Source organism: Micropruina sp., assembly GCF_047606665.1.
Classification (GTDB): Bacteria; Actinomycetota; Actinomycetes; order Propionibacteriales; family Propionibacteriaceae; genus Micropruina.
Genome location: NZ_JASGEF010000012.1, coordinates 70,195 through 89,009 on the forward strand (window position 1 = coordinate 70,195; position 18,815 = coordinate 89,009).

19 protein-coding genes are annotated in these 18,815 nt (G+C 70.4%); 4 read left to right on the plus strand and 15 right to left on the minus strand.

Going from position 1 to position 18,815, the window contains the following annotated elements:
* Nucleotides 1–15: 15 nt before the first annotated feature.
* From treS to QM619_RS03345, 3 genes are all read right to left on the minus strand, one after another.
* Nucleotides 16–2,220, minus strand: coding sequence for a maltose alpha-D-glucosyltransferase (treS, locus tag QM619_RS03335; RefSeq protein ID WP_415104287.1), 2,205 nt, complete (start codon nt 2,218–2,220; stop codon nt 16–18).
* Between the two features lie 181 nt (nt 2,221–2,401).
* Nucleotides 2,402–3,619: a phosphotransferase family protein gene (locus QM619_RS03340; RefSeq protein ID WP_415104289.1), complete on the minus strand. Its 1,218-nt coding sequence runs from the start codon at nt 3,617–3,619 to the stop codon at nt 2,402–2,404.
* A gap of 30 nt (nt 3,620–3,649) precedes the next feature.
* A complete protein-coding gene (locus tag QM619_RS03345; RefSeq protein ID WP_415104291.1) occupies nt 3,650–4,024 on the minus strand; it encodes a thiol-disulfide oxidoreductase DCC family protein in 375 nt (124 codons plus the stop codon).
* 216 nt (nt 4,025–4,240) lie between these two features.
* On the opposite strand from QM619_RS03345, the gene QM619_RS03350 reads away from it, so the two are divergent.
* Entirely contained in the window at nt 4,241–5,545 is a 1,305-nt protein-coding gene (locus QM619_RS03350; protein WP_415104293.1) for an alpha-amylase family glycosyl hydrolase, read from the plus strand.
* A 117-nt stretch (nt 5,546–5,662) separates the two neighbouring features.
* Here QM619_RS03350 and QM619_RS03355 read toward each other — a convergent pair whose 3' ends face one another.
* Nucleotides 5,663–6,925, minus strand: a complete 1,263-nt coding sequence (locus QM619_RS03355; protein WP_415104295.1) for a THUMP-like domain-containing protein — start codon at nt 6,923–6,925, stop codon at nt 5,663–5,665.
* Nucleotides 6,926–7,045: 120 nt separating this feature from the next.
* On the opposite strand from QM619_RS03355, the gene QM619_RS03360 reads away from it, so the two are divergent.
* Both QM619_RS03360 and QM619_RS03365 read left to right on the plus strand, forming a co-directional pair.
* Nucleotides 7,046–7,321, plus strand: a complete 276-nt coding sequence (locus QM619_RS03360) for a hypothetical protein (protein ID WP_415104297.1) — start codon at nt 7,046–7,048, stop codon at nt 7,319–7,321.
* Nucleotides 7,322–7,339: 18 nt separating this feature from the next.
* Nucleotides 7,340–8,488: a glycerate kinase gene (locus QM619_RS03365; protein WP_415104299.1), complete on the plus strand. Its 1,149-nt coding sequence runs from the start codon at nt 7,340–7,342 to the stop codon at nt 8,486–8,488.
* A gap of 5 nt (nt 8,489–8,493) precedes the next feature.
* Here the strand turns inward: QM619_RS03365 and QM619_RS03370 are convergent, their stop codons facing one another.
* From QM619_RS03370 to QM619_RS03380, 3 genes are all read right to left on the minus strand, one after another.
* A complete protein-coding gene (locus QM619_RS03370; RefSeq protein ID WP_415104301.1) occupies nt 8,494–8,652 on the minus strand; it encodes a hypothetical protein in 159 nt (52 codons plus the stop codon).
* A gap of 66 nt (nt 8,653–8,718) precedes the next feature.
* Nucleotides 8,719–9,216, minus strand: coding sequence for a hypothetical protein (locus QM619_RS03375; protein WP_415104303.1), 498 nt, complete (start codon nt 9,214–9,216; stop codon nt 8,719–8,721).
* Entirely contained in the window at nt 9,213–9,437 is a 225-nt protein-coding gene (locus tag QM619_RS03380; protein WP_415104305.1) for a hypothetical protein, read from the minus strand. The genes QM619_RS03375 and QM619_RS03380 overlap by 4 nt, the downstream gene beginning before the upstream one ends.
* Nucleotides 9,438–9,566: 129 nt before the next feature.
* Here QM619_RS03380 and mmuM point away from each other — a divergent pair, with 129 nt between their 5' ends.
* On the plus strand, nt 9,567–10,466 hold the full coding sequence (gene mmuM, locus QM619_RS03385; protein WP_415104307.1) for a homocysteine S-methyltransferase: 900 nt from the start codon (nt 9,567–9,569) through the stop codon (nt 10,464–10,466).
* 196 nt (nt 10,467–10,662) lie between these two features.
* Here the strand turns inward: mmuM and QM619_RS03390 are convergent, their stop codons facing one another.
* The 8 genes from QM619_RS03390 to QM619_RS03425 all read right to left on the minus strand — a co-directional run bounded on the left by QM619_RS03390 (nt 10,663) and on the right by QM619_RS03425 (nt 18,765).
* A complete protein-coding gene (locus QM619_RS03390; protein ID WP_415104309.1) occupies nt 10,663–11,190 on the minus strand; it encodes a hypothetical protein in 528 nt (175 codons plus the stop codon).
* A gap of 250 nt (nt 11,191–11,440) precedes the next feature.
* Complete coding sequence (locus tag QM619_RS03395) at nt 11,441–11,935, minus strand: NUDIX hydrolase (RefSeq protein ID WP_415104311.1); 495 nt, start codon at nt 11,933–11,935, stop codon at nt 11,441–11,443.
* A gap of 2 nt (nt 11,936–11,937) precedes the next feature.
* Entirely contained in the window at nt 11,938–12,981 is a 1,044-nt protein-coding gene (gene tsaD, locus QM619_RS03400) for a tRNA (adenosine(37)-N6)-threonylcarbamoyltransferase complex transferase subunit TsaD (RefSeq protein WP_415104313.1), read from the minus strand.
* A gap of 4 nt (nt 12,982–12,985) precedes the next feature.
* Nucleotides 12,986–13,528 carry a GNAT family N-acetyltransferase gene (locus tag QM619_RS03405; RefSeq protein ID WP_415104315.1) on the minus strand — a complete coding sequence of 181 codons (543 nt, stop codon included), beginning with the start codon at nt 13,526–13,528 and terminating at the stop codon, nt 12,986–12,988.
* Nucleotides 13,525–14,307, minus strand: coding sequence for a tRNA (adenosine(37)-N6)-threonylcarbamoyltransferase complex dimerization subunit type 1 TsaB (tsaB, locus tag QM619_RS03410; protein ID WP_415104317.1), 783 nt, complete (start codon nt 14,305–14,307; stop codon nt 13,525–13,527). Before tsaB ends, QM619_RS03405 begins: the two co-directional genes overlap by 4 nt.
* Nucleotides 14,304–15,269, minus strand: a complete 966-nt coding sequence (tsaE, locus tag QM619_RS03415; protein ID WP_415104319.1) for a tRNA (adenosine(37)-N6)-threonylcarbamoyltransferase complex ATPase subunit type 1 TsaE — start codon at nt 15,267–15,269, stop codon at nt 14,304–14,306. The genes tsaB and tsaE overlap by 4 nt, the downstream gene beginning before the upstream one ends.
* A gap of 270 nt (nt 15,270–15,539) precedes the next feature.
* A complete protein-coding gene (locus QM619_RS03420; RefSeq protein WP_415104321.1) occupies nt 15,540–16,685 on the minus strand; it encodes a mannitol-1-phosphate 5-dehydrogenase in 1,146 nt (381 codons plus the stop codon).
* Nucleotides 16,678–18,765 carry a PTS mannitol transporter subunit IICBA gene (locus QM619_RS03425; protein WP_415104323.1) on the minus strand — a complete coding sequence of 696 codons (2,088 nt, stop codon included), beginning with the start codon at nt 18,763–18,765 and terminating at the stop codon, nt 16,678–16,680. Before QM619_RS03425 ends, QM619_RS03420 begins: the two co-directional genes overlap by 8 nt.
* Nucleotides 18,766–18,815: the final 50 nt, after the last annotated feature.

Here is an 18,815-nt window from a genome sequence, read left to right on the forward strand (position 1 = left end):
GCCGACACCGTCCGTTCAGTCTTCGCGGACCAGGGTGGCCACCCCGCCGAACGGGGGCAGGGTGACGGAGAAGCCGCCCAGGCCGTCCACGTCGGCGATCTTGCGCCGGGTGGTGAGGTCGAAGACCCGGCCCGCCGGGATGTGTTCGGACTGGACGCGGCCGACGATCGGTTCGGGGCCGAAGTTCAGCACGGTGATCTGGGCCGCCCCGATGTAGAGCCGGTTGACCAGGATCAGCATCTCTTTGTTCGGCACCTCGGGGACGTCGCGCAGCGTCCCGGTCGACAGGCCGTGCTGCTTGCGGACCTGCAGGATCGGGGCCAGCCGGGACGCGAACGACCGCGGGTCGGCCAACTGTCGCGGCAGCGGTCCGTACAGCGCGCGGGCGAGCGGCATGCCGGAGGCGGCGCCGTCGTGGGCGACGCCCATCAGGTCGTAGGCGCCGCGTTCGATCCAGCGGGTGTCGCCGGTGGCGATCAGTCCCGACACCTGTTCGCGCGCCAGCGGAAGAGCGCCGACCAGATCCCAGCCGGACAGCGCGAACACTCCCGGCTGCCAGGCGTTGTACATGCACAGCAGCAGGTGGGCGTCCTTGATCTGCTCGACCTGCTCGGGGGCGATCGCGTCCAGGTCGGTGATGCCGAGGCTGGCGGTGATCACCGAGCTCGTGGTCGAGGCGATGCCGTTCTGGGTGAACAGCGCGTTGTAGGGGGCGGCCGGGCCGGCGATCCGCAGCCGGAGGGTTTCCCGGATGTGCTCGGCCAGCTCGGCGCCGGTGTACTCGACGCCGCCCAGCGTGTAGTGGTCGGCGGCGTGGCGTCCGGCGAAGTGGACGAGCTCGTAGGTGAGTTCGTCGTGGTTCTGCAGGGCGTGCACCAGGGACGCCTGGTCGATGCCGGCCGCGATCGCCTCGCGCAAGGTGAGCCGGAGGAACTCGGTGTCGCGGGTGGCCAGCGCCAGATGGTAGGCGGGTCGGGTGATGAAGTCGTAGGACAGGTCGGGCCCGACCGCCGAGGTCTCGGCGATGTCGTCCACGCCGAGGTTCAGCTCTTGGAAGGTGAAGCCGCCGACCTTGCGGACCATCGATCCGATCAGCTGGTTTGCGGCCTGCGACAAGGGGTGGCCCTCGGACCAGGCCGGTCCGGCGACGCTCTTCTCGACGCCCAGGAAGCCGTTGGCGTCCAGCCGCAGGCCGCCCGAGCCGAGGTCGAGCAGCGAATGCAGCGCGTCCCCCATCACCAGTCGCATGCCGGCGAAGGTGGGGTCGAGCCAGTTGATCGACGGCTGGCCGTCCTTGAAGTAGTGCAGGTACACCCAGCGCCGCAGGACGCCCTTGTGATCGTGGATCGGCGGGGTGACCGACCAGTTGGTCTCCTTGACGCCGGGTTCGTAGAAGATCACCCGCTGCAGCTCGCCGATGATGTAGCCGGCCTCGGCCAGGGCTCGCTCGTGCGAGGCGTCCAGATTGATCGAGTCCTTGCCCGGCGGGACGTCGGGCAGCAGATGCCAGGCCTCCTCGGGGATGTCGACCATGTGGTAGATGCCCGGATAGTCCCGGTAATTCAGCGCGGCCAGCCGGAAGTCGGCCCCCTTTCCGGTGTGTCCGGGGACGATGTCGTCGATCACCGTGCCACCGTGCCGGGACGCCACCTCGCACATCGCCCGGAACTCGTCCTCGGTGCCGAACAGCGGATCGATCGCCATGCTGATCCGGTCGAAATGGCCGTCGACGCTGGGGGTTAGCTTCCAGCCGGAGATGCCGCCGGCGAGCTTGACCGGACCGGTGTGGACGCCTTCGATGCCGATCTCCTGGAAGGTGCGCCACAGCTCCTCGTCGCCGATCGCGCCCAGGAACGACTGGCCCGGCGCGGTCACCAGCGACAGCGGATAGGCGGTGAACCAGACCGCGGTCTTGTCGACCGCGGCCCGCGGATCGGGCGCGGCGTAGGGGTTGCTCCACATGGTGTGCAGGCCGGCCAGCTGCCGGCCCAACGTCGTCGCATCACCCAGCATGGACTGGTTGACCAGCCATTCCACATAGGCCTTGTTGCGGCCGTCCGGCTCGAACGGAGGCGGCCCCATCGCCTGCAGCATGTCCTTGCGGCGTCGCGCGGCGGGCCGCAGCTTCGCCGGCCGGGCCGGGTAGCGCTGGGCGTCGAAGGTCAGCTCCAACACCTCGTCGTGGTCGGCGGGGACGACGTCGGCGGGCTCGGCGGTCATGCGCGTCAATCTAGTGCCCGGATCGGACCGCGCCGATCTCGCCATCGGTGACTGCTGTCGGGTTCCGTGACCGCTTTCGGGTTATTACCCGAAAGCGGTCACCGAAGGTGAAACCCGTCACCGATAGCGAGATCGGCGACCGGGACGGCACCGGACTCGACGGGTTCGACCGGCGGTCGGGTCAGGAGTTCGCCTCGGCGGCCGCCAGCCGGAGGTAGTCGCCGACGTCGGCGGCGTGGTAGATCCGCTCGTCCGGCTCGATCCGGGCACAGAAGGTGGCGTAGGTGACGGCGGCCAGCAGCGGCAGCACCGGGCGCAGCAGGGCGGCTGCCCGCTCCGGGTCGCAGCCGGGGATCCGGCGCCGCCATGCCTCGCCGAACACGCGTGCGGCGAGGACGCGGTCTGGCTCCGACAGCGGACGGGTGAAGGCGAGCTCGTCGGTGAGCGGGTGGGAGAGGCAGGAGTCGCCCCAGTCCATGATCGCGTAGCCGCCCGTCCGGCGCTCGTCCGGACGGCCCAGCACGTTGCCGGAGTGGAAGTCGCCGTGGGTGAGGGTGTCCGGGACGCCGCAGGCCTCGATCGCGGCGAACCGCCGGGGCAGGTCGTCGACCAGGCCGAGCAGCGCGTCCCGGCCGTCCGGCGGGACGTCGCCGAGGTGGTCGGCGACCACTGCCTCGATGCGGGGCAGCTCCGCCGCGAACCGCCGGTCCGGCAGGCCGAGCGCCAGCAGCTCGTCGCCGCGTCCGATCCAGTCGGCCTGCAACTCGATCAGCTTCTCGATCATCGGCGGCAGCGCAGCCCCGGTGGCGTCGAAGTTCGATCCGGAGACGTTGGCCATCAGCGTCCGGCCCGGCTCGGCGGCGTAGACGGCGGGCACCCCCGGCGGGCCGAGCGCGGTCATGATCGCGCCCTCGTGGGCGAAGAAGTCGGGGACGACCTTGAGCCACATCTCGCCGGCGTCGGTCGGCATCCGCCAGACCGCCGACAGGTTCCAGGTCTTCACCTGCGTCGCCGGCCCGGTCACCGCGATTCCGGACGAGGCCAGCCGCCCCCGCGCCCAGCGCAGCTGTTCCTGCGGACCGCCGGGACGGGCCCATTCCTGCCGCAACGGGTGGGATGCCAGCGGGTCGGCACCCGTCCATGGCGTCAATGGCAGGCCGGCGCAGGCGCCGGGATCGACCTCGGCCAGATAGGTGACGGTGCCGCCCGGCATCCGCGCCACCGACGCGGACAGCAGCCGGAGCACCACCACGTCCAGGCCGTAGCGGGCCTTGGCGGCGGCACAGACGTCCCAGACCTCCGGCCACCAGGGCAGCTCGGTGGGCAGCGGCGGCAGCGTGCCGAGGACGGTCTGCCCTGCACACAGCAGCAGGACCGCCTCGCGGCGAGGCATCGACATGGCGGCAGAGTATCGCCGGCCGCTCCGACGTCAGGGGGTCGGGGGTTCGATTCGGCAGGCGGCGGTGGAGCCCGGCAGCCGGTGCCGGTTGCGGGCGACGAGTGCGTAGGCCGGCCCGGCCAGCCAGGACAGCGGAGGATGCACCAGCAGCCAGCCGAGGACGCGCCACGGGAACCGTCCGGTGGCCAGCGCCCGTCCGATCGCGACATGGCCGTAGCTCACCCGAGTGCCGGCAGCGGTGCGCTCGACGAACGGGATCTCCCGCTCGGCCCGCGCCGGGTCGACGCCGAGCGCGACCAGGTCGGCACGCTGCAGCGGTTCGATCGGCGCGCCCAGTCGGCGCCGTCCCAGCCAATTGGCGCTGGCGGTGCAGAATCCGCAGTCAGCGTCGTACAGCAGCGTCATCGCAGGCCGGTGGTCAGGAAGGCGATGTCGACGGCCAGCACGACGTCGGCCGGGCCGCCGATCGTGCCGGCCCGCTGGGCAGTTGCTCGAGGTGGCATGCCTCCATGCTGACAGCGACCGGCGTCCTGGGTGGTGTTCCGCGACTGGAGTTGAGCCGCCGCCCCAAGCCTGCGGAGCGGCAGACCACTAGAATCCGTCCGGACCCTAGGGAGATGGATGGACTGGACCGCGCATGTCATCTGGTGGCATTGCTACCCGTTGGGATTCGTCAACGCCGAGGACACCGCAATCCATCAGGTGCGGCACCGGCTCGGTCAGCTGACCAACTGGCTCGACTACCTGATCGAACTCGGCTGCAACGGCATGCTGCTCAACCCGATCTTCGCCTCCGCCTCCCACGGCTACGACACCCTCGACCACTACGCCATCGATGCCCGGCTGGGCGACGACGGCGACTTCGGCGAACTGATGTGGAAGGCCAAGGAACGCGGCATCCGGCTTCTGCTGGACGGGGTGTTCAACCACCTGGGCCGGGAGCATCCGGTGGTGCAGCGCGCGTTGGCGGCCGGGCCCGACACACCGGACGGCGGCTGGCTGCGTTGGGAGGGCGGCCACCCGCGCGTCTTCGAGGGCCACCGGCCGCTGGTCGAACTGAACTTCGCCAACCCCGCCGTCCAGGACTTCGTGGTCGACATCATGTGCCACTGGCTGGGTCGCGGCATCGACGGCTGGCGCCTGGACGCCGCCTACGCGCCGGGGGCGGCGGCGTGGCGTCCGATCGTGAAGCGGGTGAAGGCCGCCTACCCGGACTGCTGGCTGCTGGGCGAGGTGATCCATGGCGACAAGGACACCTTCGTGCGGGAATCCGGTCTCGACTCGGTGACCCAGTACGAGCTGTGGCACGCCATCTGGCAGTCGATGAACACCACCAACCTGTGGGCCCTGGACTGGGCGCTGCAACGGCATCGCCGCTTTTGCGAGCATTTCAGGCCGCAGATCTTCATCTCCAACCATGACGTCACCCGGATCTCGTCGAAGCTGGACGACCGCCGGCACGTCGCCCACGCGGCGGTGCTGCTGACCATGCTGCCGGGGGTGCCGTCGATCTACGCCGGCGACGAGCATCGCTTCGAGGGCGTCAAGCTCGACCAGGCCGGCGGCGACGACGCGGTGCGTCCGGCTTTCCCGGCCACCCCGGACGGGCTGCTGCCGTTCGGCGCCGACACCTTCGAGCTGTACCGGACGCTGATCGGGCTGCGCCGCCGGCACTCGTGGATCGTGGACGCCGTGGTGACCACCCGCGATCTCACCAACGAGTCGGTGGTGGTGCTGGTCGCCGGCCCGGACCAGGTGATCGAGTTGGCCCTGAACATCTCTGACGGCGTCGGGCCGATGCCCGAGGGCGACCTGCTGCTGGCCAGCGAGGGCTGCACCGAGACGGTACCGCCGCACGGCTGGGCGATCGGCGTCCGAGCCCGCACCGAGGAAGACGTGCCGTACTCGCCGAGGACGCCGGCATGAGCGGGATCGGCAGCGGTCCGGCTCAGGATCGGTCCGGTTTCGCGGTGCACGCCGAGGAAATGGCCGTTATCAGCTGACCTTCTGGCCGGTTGCAGGGGCGGCGCGGAGAAACGAGCGTTATCCCGGTTCGGGGGAGCTCTCACTACGCCTGTTTCGCCGCAACTGGGCCGAGTTCGGGTTGGCGGCGTCGTCATAACGCACGTTTCGCCGCAGGTCCGCCGGCAACCGGCGGACGACCAAGGCGCGGACGCCGTCGTCAGTCGGGGTGAGCACCAGGGTGGCGGAGCCGGGACCGGACGGCTTGAGCCGGCGACGCAGCACCGCCGGGTCGACGTCGACCCCGCGTTTCTTGATCTCCAGGGTGCCGATCCGCTCGCTGCGGACCCAGGCCCGCAGCTTCTTCTCGCCGGCGTCCAACACCTGAAGCACCTCGAAGGCGGTGGCGAACGGGGTCGGACGATGCCCGGCACCCAGCAGGTAGGCCAGCTGCGGACGCAGCCGTGCGGCGTCCAGATCGGCCGCCAGGGCGTCCACCAGCCCGGCCCGGATCACCGCCGGATCCGGTTCATACAGCACCGCCCCCACCTCGGGCCGAGCGAACCCGGCAGGTATGACGGGCAGAGTTGCGTCGTCCAGCACCTGGCCGGCGGGCAGCAGCACCGCCTGCCGGCCGCGCTCCCCCGTCCCCGACCACAACGACAGCTCCACCAGGTCGCCGGCGTCGCTCACCCAGGTGGCGGCGACGCCGTCCGGGATCACGGCGTGCGGCAGGCCGGGGCCGAGCTTCACGCAGGCGATCCGCTCGGCGAGCAGCGACTCCACGAACGACCAGGGTGGGCTGAGGTCCTCCACCCGCCAGCTGCGTCCGGACGCCGTCCGCCGCGCCGGGTCGCAGAACACCGCGGTCTCGGGGCCGACGAGCTCCTCGATCAGGGCGACGGCGTCGCCGACCAGCACCGGCCGGCCTAGGTTGGCGCCGCCCAGAATCGCGGTCGGCTCGTCGAGTTCGACCGCGGTCACCTCCAGCCCCGCGTCGAGGAAGGCGAGCGCGTCGGCGCCGATCCCGCAGCCCAGATCGAGCACCCGTCGCACCCCGGTCGCGCGCAGCCGCTCCGCCCTCCAGGACGCCACCCGCGGTCGGCTGGCCTGCTCCAACCCGTCGGCGGTGAAGAACAACTCCGCGGCGCGGGCACCGAATTTGGCCCGCGCCCGGCGACGCAGCTCCAGCTGCGCACCCACTGCCGCGGCCCGTGCCGGCGGCAACCGGCGACGCAGCCGCTCGGCTGCGGCCAGCGATCCTGTGTCGCTCTCGGACGCCCCGCGGCGCAACTCGTCGACACCTTCCGGGCCGGTCAGCCACCGGGCGTCGTCGGCATCCATACCCGCGGTTCTACCGGATCGGGCGACCCGAGTCGAGACAGTCGCTCCGGTGGTGTGAGTTCGGGCGCGGAACACAGTGCCCGAACTCACACTCACCTGTGACGGCATTAGGATGCGGCCATGAAACTGCTGGCCCGCATTCTGCTGATCGTCTCCGGCGTCGCCCTGGCGGGGGCGATCGGTGTGCTCGCCTACGGCGGTTTCGAGGTCTGGAAGCAGTTCATCGCCCTGTCGGCGAACCGCAGCATGGCATTCACCAATCCGCTCGGCATGATGATCGGCGGCGCCGGCCTGGCACTGCTCGCGGGTCTGCTGGCCGGTTACGCGCTGGGCCAGCCGCGCAAACCCAAGGAGATCGCGCCGCCGACCCGGCCGGCGGACCCCGAGTTGCGCTGACCCGCGGGGCGCCCCGCCATGCGCATCGTGGTCGCACCCGACAAATTCCGCGGCACCCTGGAGGCCGCCGAGGTGGCGTCCGCACTAGCCGGCGGCCTGCTCGCGGCCAGACCCGACCTCGACATCCGCTGCTGCCCGGTTGCGGACGGCGGAGAGGGAACCCTTGCTGCGGCGCTGGTCAACGGCTGGACGCGGGTGGATGTGCCGGCCACCGGACCGCTCGGCGAGCCGCGGACGGCCGAGTTCGGCATCGGCACCTTCGAAGGGGCGAGATCGGCACTGGTGGAGCTCGCCGTCGCCAGCGGGCTCGCGCTGATTCCCACCGACGAGGCCGGACGCCCGCGCACCGACCCGCTGCGGGCCACCAGCCGCGGCACCGGGGAGCTGATCCGGGCCGCCTTGGACGCCGGCTGCGCGACCATCGTGCTCGGCATCGGCGGCAGTGCCTGCACCGACGGGGGCACCGGCCTGCTCGCCGCACTCGGCGCCCGATTCCTGGACACCGCCGGGACAGCCGTCCCGGACGGCGGGGGTGGATTGGCCGAGCTGGCCCGTGTCGACCTCGACGGACTGGACCCGCGGATCGCCGGCACCCGGTTCGTGGTCGCCTGCGATGTGGACAACCCGCTCACCGGTCCACGGGGTTCGGCCGCGGTGTTCGCCCCGCAGAAGGGCGCCGACCCCGGCCAGGTCGCCGTCCTGGACGCCAATCTGGGCCGGCTGGCCGAGGTGCTCTCCGACACCCTGGGGGCCGCGGCACGCGACGGCGCCGTCCGGCCCGGCGCGGGTGCGGCCGGCGGGGTCGGCTACGCCGCGATGACCGTGCTCGGTGCCGAGCCGCGGCCGGGCGTGGACGTGGTGCTGGGCCTGGTCGACCTGGACACCCAGGTGGCCACCGCCGATCTGGTGATCACCGGCGAGGGCAGCCTCGACAGCCAAAGCCTGGGCGGCAAGACCCCGCTCGGCGTGGCCCGCACGGCGGCCGCCCACGGCGTCCCGGTCGTCGCCGTGAGCGGCCGCTGCACCCTATCCCCCGATCAGTTGCGCGCGGCCGGGTTTGCGGCCGGCTACGCCCTGGCCGACCGCGACCCGGTCCGCTGCTTCACCGACACCGCCGGCATGCTCGCCGAGCTGGGCCGAGAACTCGGTGATCAGCTCGCCGGTTGAGCTCTCTACCACTTGACCTTCACCGTGCCGGTCGCCGCTGCCAGCCCGGTCACGTCGGTGACGGTGCCGCTGCCGTCGCGGGCGTCCGCCTTCAGCGTCCAGGTGTAGGTCACCCCGTCGAATCGCCGGACGTAGTCGCCGGTTGCCACATGGGGGCCGCTCAACCCCTTCGCGTTGGCCCTTCTGCCGCCGATCGAACACCCGCTTGGCGTCGTCGTAGTACTTGGTCTTCAGCGACGTGCAGCAGTCGGCGACCGTGCGTCGTCCGGACGCGTAGACCCGCCAGCTGGTGTCCACCGGGCCGGCCAGCCGAGTCTCGGGGCCGACGGTCGTCCCGAGAAGGTCCGGTACCACAGCGGCGAAGGCGACGCCTCCGCGAACGGACGGCTGTCGATGGCGGCCACCCGGTTCGGGGTGACGGCGAGGGAGGCCAGGTAGGCGGGCACCTTGCGGCTGACGATCGACCAGTCGATCTTGCCGTTCGAGTCCACGCGGCCGTACACCTCGCCCTTCTCGACGTGCTCGCCGTCCACCAGCGGACGGGACGGGTCACGGAAATCGGTTCCCAGCAGTTCCCGGATCGTCCCGGTGGTGGTCACCTTCTTCACCGTGTTGCCCTTGCGCAGCCACAGCGTGGTGTGGCGAGCCCGGTAGATCACCTCATCGACGCCGTGGGAGACATCGAGTGTCGCGTCGACGTTGCGGCTGTCGCCTTTGCGCAGGGTCACACAGTTGGACTTGGTCGGGTTGGCCAGCGGAGCCGGGCCCAGACCGACCCGCGACCCAGCACGGTGGTGCCGTCCGCAGAGACTCCCGCCGCGCGGATGTTCTCCGGTGCACCTTTGCCGAAGACGACCGGGAGCGAGCGGGCGGTGGCGCCGGCGAGGTCGACGACCTGGCCGTCGGTCAGCACCAGACCGGCGACGACACAGCGGACGATACGACGCATGGCGACTCCTCAGTGAGCGTGGAACTACCCCATCCGTACGAATGAGCGAGCGCGAACGTGGCACCAGCCAGCAGTTCTCAGGAACATCTCAGCCAGTCGCCGGAGCAACGGCTGCGTTACGGTGACCGGATGGAGACCTTCGCGGCGGCGCTGGCCGATCGGGTGCTGCTGCTGGACGGCGGGCTGGCCACCCGGATGGAGGCCCGCGGCCACGACCTGAGCGACATGTTGTGGTCGGCGCGCCTGCTGATGACCGACCCGGACGAGGTCCGGGCCACCCATGCCGACTTCTTCGCCGCCGGCGCGGAAGTTGCCACCACGGCGTCCTATCAGGTCAGCGAATCGGGCTTCGAGGCGGCCGGCCGGACCGCCGGCGAGGCCCGTGAAGCGCTGCGACGCAGCGTCCGGCTGGCCCGCGAGGCGGCCGAGTCGTTCGACGGTCCGCGGTGGGTGGCGGCGTCCGTCGGCCCCTACGGCGCCACCCTGGCCGATGGCTCCGAATACCGCGGTAGCTACGGGTTGAGCGTCGCCGAGCTGCGCTCCTGGCACCGTCCACGGCTGGAGATCCTGGTCGAGGCCGGGGCCGATCTGCTGGCCTGCGAGACCATTCCGTCGCTGGCTGAGACCGAGGCGCTGGCCGCCGAGCTCGCCGCGTTGGGCGTCCCGGCCTGGATCAGCCTGACCACGGTCGGCGACCGGACCCGGCGGGGCGAGCCAGCGTCCGAGGCGTACGCGATCGCGGCCGAGGTTCCCGCGGTGATCGCGCTCGGCGCCAACTGTTGCGATCCGGACGACGCCGTCGCCGTGGTCGGCGCGGTGGGCGGACGCCGTCCGGTGATCTTCTATCCCAACAGCGGCGAGACCTGGGACGCCGGCGCCCGCACCTGGACCGGCCGGGCCGTGGTCGGCGACAGCGCACGATCCTGGGCGGACGCCGGCGTCCGAGCCCTCGGCGGCTGCTGCCGGGTCACCCCCGACCAGATCGCCGGGATGGCCGCGAGCCAGAGATCCCGGCATCCGCCCGACTGACGGGCCCGCGACCGGCGGACTACGCGGCAGGCAACGTTGCCACAGACTCGGCCGACGAGGCGGCGCAGATCGCCGCATCGACCACCTGGTCCGCCGCTGATACCGGGCGTGCGGTGTATCCCGGACGTGCGCCGACGGCGGCCGCCGAGCATCGTGCCCGGGCAGCCGCCGCCGGTGGGTGATCAGCGCTGACAGATCACCAGTCCCAATCCAGGGTGATCCAGTCCCAGGCGACCAGCCGTCCGCAGCTGTCGTAGAGCGCGATCCGCTGGGTGCCCTTGACGTAGCTGCCGTAGGTGTTGCTGAGGGTGATGATGCCGCCGAAGTCCCCCTGCGCCGGCATCTCGACCCAGCCGACCGGGGTGTTCCCGACGTACACGAAGAACGTGCCGGCTCGCCCGAATGGGGTCAGCGTGGGCTCGAACTCGGGCGCCCAGATCCCGCCCCAGATCAGGTCCTTGTGATTGCTGCGATTGAAGGTGCCGCTGCAGCGCTGCACCATTCCGGTCCACGGCTCGACGGGCCGGCAATGCCGGGCATGCCTGCCTCGTTGATCCTTGCCCGACGGCTTGTGCGCGCTGGACGACTTGTCCACGCTGGATGCTTGCGCGACCGCCGACCGTCCGTCGGCAGCCTGCGCCTCACCGGCCATCACCGGCGACAAACTCAGGGCGACCGCGGCGGCCAGGCCGATGCCGACCCGCACGATTGTTGATGGCTTCATCACTACTTCCCCTCCCCCGCAGGCGATGCGAAAGCCCGCAGACTCAGAACGATAGGGGCCGAAGGGGTCGTCGGAGAGGGTCACGGCACGATCATCTGTGAATCAGCTGTGCAGGGACGCAGGCACGCCCGATCACCCGGCCGGCTTCACGAAAGGTCCCGCTTCGGCAGGCAACGGAATGCCCGCGCACGTCGGACGACAGGCGATGGCGCTGCATCCGGGCACGGGGTGGACACCCGAAGGGTCAATTTCAGCGGCGGTAGCTCCAGCCCGTAGGGGCGCCGTTCGAGTAGGGCATCACGCCGTGAAACGGACGCGGGTCCTCGTCGAAGACCAGCCGCAGGAAGTGCCGGTCTCCGGGCCACATCGGCAGCGGATCTCCGTTGCCCAGCAGCCGGTCGATCGGCAGCCAGTCCAGCGGGCCGTCGTCGTTGCGCTCGGGGACCTCGCCGGTGAAGGCGTCCACGACAAAGATGAAGCCGAACCAGTCCTCGCCGTTGGCCCCGAAGCCGGGCCACGAGACGGTGCCGCGCAACCGTTCGGCGGTGACCGTGATGCCGGCCTCTTCCATCAGTTCGCGGTGCAGGCAGCTGACGATGTCCTCGTCGTTCTCCAGCTTTCCGCCCAGGCCGTTGTACTTGCCCTGGTGCACGTCGCCGTCGCGGCTGCGCAGCACCATCAGCGCACGCTCGCCGTCCGGGTGCAGCACGTAGCCCAGGGCGCCGATGATCGGTGTGTAAGGCATGGTCAGACCAATACCGTCGAGACGGGGAGCCCGGAGTCGGCGCCGATGTCCAGCGCGGACGGACGCAGCCCGCGGCTGATCACCTCGCAGCCGAGCACCGCCATCATCGCGCCGTTGTCGGTGCACAGTCCGGGCCTCGGACGCCGCAGCGCGATGCCGCGTTCGGCGGTCCGCTGCTCCAACAGACCGCGGAGCCGGGAGTTGGCCGCCACCCCGCCGCCGATCAGCAGGTCGGAGACGCCGAAGTGCTCGCAGGCGTCCACCGCCTTGGCGGTCAGCACGTCGCAGACCGCCTCTTGGAAGGACGCCGCCACGTCGGCGATCGGGACGTCGTCGCCGTCGCGGCGCCGGGTCTCCACCCACCGCGACACCGAGGTCTTCAAGCCCGAGAACGAGTAGTCGAACCGGTGCTTGACCAGGTCTTTCTGCGCGGCAAGTCCGCGCGGGAAGCGGATCGCATTCGGGTCGCCGTCGGCGGCCGCCTTGTCGATCACCGGACCACCCGGATAGGCCAGGCCGAGCACCCGCGCCACCTTGTCGTAGGCCTCACCGGCGGCGTCGTCGATGGTCGAGCCCAGCTCGACGATGTCGCCGGTGATGTCGTTCACCAGCAGCAGCGAGGTGTGCCCGCCAGAGACCAGCAGCGCCGCGCACGGCTCGGGCAACGGACCATGATCGAGCAGGTCGACCGCCACGTGTCCGACCAGGTGGTTCAACCCGTAGAGCGGCTTGTTCAGCGCGACGGCCAGGGCTTTCGCCGCCGACAACCCGACCACCAGGGCACCCATCAGGCCCGGTCCGGCGGTGACGGCGATGCCGTCCAGCTCGGTCAGGTCGACATCGGCGGTGGCCAGCGCGCGTTCCAGCGCCGGACGCATCGCCTCCAGGTGCGCACGCGAGGCGATCTCGGGCACCACTCCCCCGTAGCGGACGTGCTGCTCGACCGACGAGGCGACCTCGTTGGCCAGCAACTCGTGGCCGCGGACGATCCCGACCCCGGTCTCGTCGCAGGACGACTCGATGCCCAGCACCAGCGGTCCACTCATCGGATCAGTTCCCCCTCTGTGACGTGACCACCCCGGCGATCGCGCGCTGCATCACGAGCGCGTGCCGTCCGGCACCGTAGTAGTCGTCACGCCGGGCCAGGTCGGCGAAGCCCAGCCGACGATACAGCGCCAGCGCCGGAGCGTTGTCGTGTTCGACCTCCAGCAGCATCCGTTCGCCTCGGCGTCCGGCGGCCCAGGCGATGCCGGCTTCGACCAGTGCCCGGCCGATGCCGCGTCCGCGATGTTCGGGCGCGACCACGATACGGTGCAGGTCGGCGGTCTTGGCGACCAGTTGGACGGTGGCGACGCCGAGCAGCCCGCCGTCCGATGGTCGAGCTTCCTCCGACCAGACCGACTCCGACACGCCTGGTTTCGTCACGCTCAACCAGCGATCGGCGACCAGCACACGACGATCCGCCCCGGCCAGCTCCGCCGCCCACGAGTCATCGCTCCAGCGGGCGGAGTCGTCGAAGCCGGACCGTTCCAGGGCCACGATGGCGTCCAGCTCGCCCGGCTGCGCCGGCCGAACCACGACCGTTCCGATCATGACCGGGTCGCGCCGCGCGCCAGCCGGGGCTGCAGCAGGGTGGATTTGCGGGTGGTCGGCACCTCGGCGTCCGGACGCCGCAGGTACAGCGGGGACAGTCCGGCATCCGGAAGGCTCGGACCGGCCAGGGCCAGCACGCCGCCGTCCAGCGGGGTGGGTGTGCCGTTCGCCAGGTCGGCGCCGGGGCCGACTACGGGCAGATCGGGCAGCGCGGACACCGGCGATACCGCCGGCCCCTCGATGCGGCGTCCGTCGGCGGCGTAGCGGGCCCAGTAGACCTCGCGCCGGCGGGCGTCGCTGACCACCAGAAACTCGCCGCAGGTGTCCGCCGCGTCGGAGAGCCCGTATCGAGCACGGGATGACGATGCCGGCCCCACGTCATCCCGCGGCCCCACGTCATCCCGCGGCCCCACGTCATCCCGCGGCCCCACGTCATCCCGGCGAACGCCGGGATCTCGAGACTCGCCGGCAGCGATCGCGTCCAGCGAGCAGACGCCGCGCACCGAAACGTCCAGCGCGAAGGCAAGGGTCTGCGCGGTGACCACCCCGACCCGCAACCCGGTGAACGGACCTGGTCCGACGCCGACCACGATCGATCCGACGTCGGCGAGAGTCCGGCCGGCATCGGCCAACGTCGCGTTGACCAGGGACATCAGCTGCTCGGCGTGCGCTCGGTTGTCGGTGACCGCGCCGGACGCCAGGACGCCGGCGTCGTCGGCCAGCCCGACCCGGACGTCCGTCGAGGTGTCGATGCCCAACCTCAGGGTGTTCGGACTCATCGCAACTCCTCCAGTTGCCCATCGGCCCAGCGCGCACCGACGCCGGCCAGGAACACCAGCCGGGTCTCGTCGTCGGGGTCCAGGCCGCGGCGGATGTCGATCTCCAACCGGTCGTCGGCCAGCCCTTCGGCGATGCCGCCACCCCATTCGATCAGGGTGACCGCGTCGGCCAGCGACGCCTCCAGGTCGAGGTCCTCCAGCTCGTCGAAGCTGCGCAGCCGGTAGGCGTCCACATGCACCAGGGCCGGGCCGCCGGTGCTGCTGCGATGCACGCGGGAGAGCACGAAGGTGGGTGAGATCACCGGGCCGAGCACCCCCAGGCCGGCGCCGATGCCCTGTGTGAGAGTGGTCTTGCCGGCGCCCAGGTCGCCGGTGGCGATGATCACGTCACCGGGCTTCAGCAGAGCGGCCAGCCGTTCGCCGAGATCGCGCATGGCGTCCGCGGTGGGGGCCTCGACAAGCACCGGAAGACTGCGTTGCAGCAGTTCGAGCGGCGGCTGCTCGCCGACCCAGGTGAAGCCGTGCCGGCGCCACCACCGGCCCAGGCCGGGGAACTCGGTGCGGACGCCTAGGGCGAGGGTGCGGGTGCCCCGGGCGGCCAACAGGTCCATCGCGCACAGCACCAGCGCGCTGGCGATCCCACGATGCTGGTAGTCGGGATGCACCGCGACACGGGTGACCGTCGCGATGTCGCCGTCCAGGGCGACGATCAGCGCCGCGGCGGGTTCGCCGTCCACCTCGCCGAGGACGCCGAAGCCCCCGGCCAGCTTCTCGGCGATGGTCTGCACCGTGTCCGACAGCGCCGCCGCCGGCGGATCCACCGGCGGACGTGCGGCGAACGCGGCATGCACCACCCGCAGCACGTCGGCGGCGCGGGAGGCGTCCACCCGCAGGATGCACAATTGCCCGCCGTCGGGGAGGCCGGCCTCGGCGACGACGGCCGCAGTGGACGGGGCGGGCATGGCGAATCCTCTGGTTGACGGGTTGTGAAGCCGTCCCACTGTAGCCCTCGCCGACCACGTCCCCCGCGCCCGTGTCAGCCGGACCGCTCGCACGTTCGGGGACGGTTCTCGAAGGTTCGAATTCCGGACGCGTGGGGACGGTTCTTCTCGTTCGCTTTTCGCACGCGGAAGAACCGTCCCCCGACGTGCGAGATTCGCACGCGGAAGAACCGTCCCCGAAGATGCGGACGGCGCCCCGGAGGTTCCGGGGCGCCGTCGATCTCGTGCAGGTCACGCCTTGCGGGCGACGAAGACCTCCAGGACGGCCGGGTAGAGCGGATGGTCCGGATCGAGCCCGGTGATCTCAGCCACCGCGTCCTCGGCGGACAACTCGCCTAGCAGCCGTTGCAGCTCGACGGCCTCGGGGTCGTCGGCGGTGTCGAAGCGGAGTCCGGCACCGATCGCGGCCAGCAGGCCGTCGCAGGACATGCCCCGTTCGGCGAGCTGGGACGCCGGCGAGATGAACCGGTCGTGCCGGCTCAGCTTGCGCAGCGGTCCGCGTCCGACTCGCAGCGTGGTGTCGGGCAGGAACGGGTTGGCGAACCGCTTCAGGATCTTCGCCACGTAGGCGCTCTGCACCGCCTCGTCGATGCCGTGCTTGGCGACGATCAGCGATTTGGTGTCGGCCAGCGCCGCCGCCACCTTTGCCGACACCGACGGGTCGTTCAACGCGTCGGAGATCTTCTCGATGCCGGCGGCGTAGCCGAACCAGGCCGCGGTGGCGTGGCCGGTGTTCACCGTGAACAGCTTGCGCTCGATGTACGGCTCCAGATTCTCCACCCAGGTCACGCCGGGAATCTCGGGCACGTTGCCCTCGAACGGCGGCGTCTCGATCGCCCACTCGAAGTAGTTCTCCACGGTGACGTCGAGGCCAGCGCCCGGCGCCTGAGCGGGGACGATCCGGTCGACCGCGGTGTTCGCGAACAGCGCCCGGTCGGCCAGGTCGTCGCCGGCGTAGGCCTTCTCCACCTCGGCCTTCAGGATGTCGGTGCCGTTGATCGCGTTCTCGCAGGCCATCACCGCCGCCTTGGACGCCCCGGTGGGCCGGGCCGCGATCCCCGCGGCGATCGCCGGGGCCACGAATTTGAGGATGTTCGCCCCGACCGCCGTGGTGACGATGTCCGCCCCAGCGATGGCGACGGTCAACTCGTCGGCCTGCTTGGCCGAGTTGAGGGCGGAGTACCCGCGCACCACGGTGGTGCGCGGGTCGTCGCCCACTTCGTTGACGGCGTAGGAGTTCGAGTTCGCCAGGGCCTCGATCAGGGACTCGGCGACATCGGCGAAGACCAGTTCGTAGCCGGCGTTGCTGAGCAACAACCCGACGAACCCGCGACCGATGTTGCCGGCTCCGAAGTGCACCGCCTTCATGTCAGCCATTCACCTTTCCGAATGCGTCGCGCACCTGCGTCGGCGACGTCGCCTGCTCCAGTCCGGCGATCTGCTCCTCGTCGAGGAACACGCCAGCGATCTTCCCCAGCAGTTCCAGATGATCGTCGCCGGCGCCGGCGATACCGATGACGAACTTCACCTGATTGCCGTTCCAGTCGATGCCGTTGGGGTATCGGACGACCGAGATCGACGACTTGGTGATCATCGACTTGGCCTCGTTGGTGCCGTGCGGAATCGCCAGCAGGTTGCCCATGTAGGTGGACACCGACTTCTCCCGCTCGTGCATCGCCTCGACGTAGCCGGCGCCGACGTTCCCCGAAGCCACCAGCAGATTGCCGGCCTCGGTGATGGCGCCGTCCCGGTCGGTCGCGATGCCTTGGAGAACGATGGACGACAGCTTCAGCACGGCGTCCGCCTCGTTGACCTCGGACGTCGGCTCGCTGACCGGCGCAACGGGCGCCGGGGCGGCCGGCGCAGAGGACACCGGGGCCGGAGCACCACCGTTGGTCTGCTGCAACAACTCGACCACCTCGTCGTACCGGGGACTGGCCATGAAGTTGTCCACCGAGACGTGGATCGCCGACGGCGTGCCCTGCTTGGCCCGGTCGGTCAGGTCCTGGTGGCTGACCACCAGGTCGAAGGTGTCGGTCAGGTTCGAGATGGCCTTGTTGATCACGGTCACGTCGGTGAACCCGGCGGACTGGATCTTCTTGCGCAGCACCGAAGCACCCATCGCCGACGACCCCATGCCGGCGTCGCAGGCGAAGACGATGTTCTTGATCGGGCCACGAGCACCGGACGACGAGTCGCCGACCAAGGACGCCGAGATCGAGGACTTCTTGCCCTTCATCGACTCCATGGACGCCGTCGCCGCCGCGAGGTCGTCGTCGCCCCCCTTGGCGGTCTTCAGGATCACCATCGCGATCAAGAAGGTGGCTGCCGCCGCGGCCAGCACCGCCAGGGTCACTCCCAGGTAGCTGTCGGTTGCGGTCTGGGCGTAGATGGCGATGATCGAGCCCGGCGCCGCAGGCGCCCGCAGACCGGTGCCGAACAGCTGGTTGACTGCTACGCCGGTCGCGCCACCGCCGATCATCGCGATGATCAGCGCCGGCTTCATCAGCACGTACGGGAAGTAGATCTCGTGAATGCCGCCGAAGAAGTGGATGATCGCCGCGCCGGGCGCTGAGCCCTTGGCGGAGCCCTTGCCGAAGACCGAATAGGCCAGCAGCAGGCCGAGACCCGGCCCGGGATTCGCCTCGAGGAGGAACAGGATCGACTTGCCGGATTCGGCGGCCTGTGCCAGGCCGAGCGGGGTCAGGATGCCGTGGTTGATGGCATTGTTCAGGAACAGGATCTTGGCCGGCTCGATCATCACCGAGGTCAGCGGCAGCAGATGGTAGCTGACCAGCCAGCCGACCCCGGCGCCGAGGATTCCACTGAAGCCGGACACGATCGGGCCCATCACGAAGAATCCGAAGATGGCCAGGATCATGCCCCAGATGCCGGCCGAGAAGTTGTTCACCAGCATCTCGAAGCCCGGCCTGATCTTGCCGTCCCACAAGGCGTCCAGCTTCTTCATGGTCCAGCCGCCGAGGGGCCCCATGATCATGGCGCCCATGAACATCGGGATCGACGTGCCGGTGATCACACCCATGCAGGCAATCGCGCCGACGACACCGCCGCGGACGTCGTAGACGACCTTGCCGCCGGTGTAGGCGATCAGCAGGGGCAACAGGTAGGTGATCATCGGGCCGACCATGCCGCCGTATGCGGAGCAGTTCTGAAGCCCGTCGGTCAGCGCCTGCGAATCGCCGTTCGGCAGCATGATCTTGGCCGCGCAGGTGGCTGCGTCGACACCCCAGCCGCCGATCTTGGCAACCCAGCTGTCGTTGGGCAGCGTGCCGCCCGAAGCCAAATTGATCCAGCCATCCTTGATGAAGATGGCGGTGATGAAGCCCCAGGCGATGAAGGCAGCGATGTTGGGCATCACCATGTTGGACAGGAACGTCCCGAACTTCTGTACGTGAATGCGCGCCGAACTCTTCGGCGCGGCACTAGTAGTCGACATGTGTCTCCTCAGTGTCTGCACGGGACCTCGGCCGCGTTGCTCTCGAGCAC

Excerpts from the sequence above, each read along its gene's own strand:
- QM619_RS03360 (WP_415104297.1), top strand. The coding sequence starts at position 7,046 with ATGAAACTGCTGGCCCGCATTCTGCTGATCGTCTCCGGCGTCGCCCTG.
- QM619_RS03390 (WP_415104309.1), bottom strand. The coding sequence starts at position 11,190 with ATGAAGCCATCAACAATCGTGCGGGTCGGCATCGGCCTGGCCGCCGCG.
- QM619_RS03340 (WP_415104289.1), bottom strand. The coding sequence starts at position 3,619 with ATGTCGATGCCTCGCCGCGAGGCGGTCCTGCTGCTGTGTGCAGGGCAG.
- QM619_RS03355 (WP_415104295.1), bottom strand. The coding sequence starts at position 6,925 with ATGGATGCCGACGACGCCCGGTGGCTGACCGGCCCGGAAGGTGTCGAC.
- QM619_RS03350 (WP_415104293.1), top strand. The coding sequence starts at position 4,241 with ATGGACTGGACCGCGCATGTCATCTGGTGGCATTGCTACCCGTTGGGA.
- QM619_RS03405 (WP_415104315.1), bottom strand. The coding sequence starts at position 13,528 with ATGATCGGAACGGTCGTGGTTCGGCCGGCGCAGCCGGGCGAGCTGGAC.
- treS (WP_415104287.1), bottom strand. The coding sequence starts at position 2,220 with ATGACCGCCGAGCCCGCCGACGTCGTCCCCGCCGACCACGACGAGGTG.
- QM619_RS03380 (WP_415104305.1), bottom strand. The coding sequence starts at position 9,437 with ATGCGTCGTATCGTCCGCTGTGTCGTCGCCGGTCTGGTGCTGACCGAC.
- QM619_RS03365 (WP_415104299.1), top strand. The coding sequence starts at position 7,340 with ATGCGCATCGTGGTCGCACCCGACAAATTCCGCGGCACCCTGGAGGCC.
- tsaE (WP_415104319.1), bottom strand. The coding sequence starts at position 15,269 with ATGCCCGCCCCGTCCACTGCGGCCGTCGTCGCCGAGGCCGGCCTCCCC.
- tsaD (WP_415104313.1), bottom strand. The coding sequence starts at position 12,981 with ATGAGTGGACCGCTGGTGCTGGGCATCGAGTCGTCCTGCGACGAGACC.
- tsaB (WP_415104317.1), bottom strand. The coding sequence starts at position 14,307 with ATGAGTCCGAACACCCTGAGGTTGGGCATCGACACCTCGACGGACGTC.
- QM619_RS03345 (WP_415104291.1), bottom strand. The coding sequence starts at position 4,024 with ATGACGCTGCTGTACGACGCTGACTGCGGATTCTGCACCGCCAGCGCC.
- QM619_RS03420 (WP_415104321.1), bottom strand. The coding sequence starts at position 16,685 with ATGGCTGACATGAAGGCGGTGCACTTCGGAGCCGGCAACATCGGTCGC.
- mmuM (WP_415104307.1), top strand. The coding sequence starts at position 9,567 with ATGGAGACCTTCGCGGCGGCGCTGGCCGATCGGGTGCTGCTGCTGGAC.
- QM619_RS03395 (WP_415104311.1), bottom strand. The coding sequence starts at position 11,935 with ATGCCTTACACACCGATCATCGGCGCCCTGGGCTACGTGCTGCACCCG.
- QM619_RS03425 (WP_415104323.1), bottom strand. The coding sequence starts at position 18,765 with ATGTCGACTACTAGTGCCGCGCCGAAGAGTTCGGCGCGCATTCACGTA.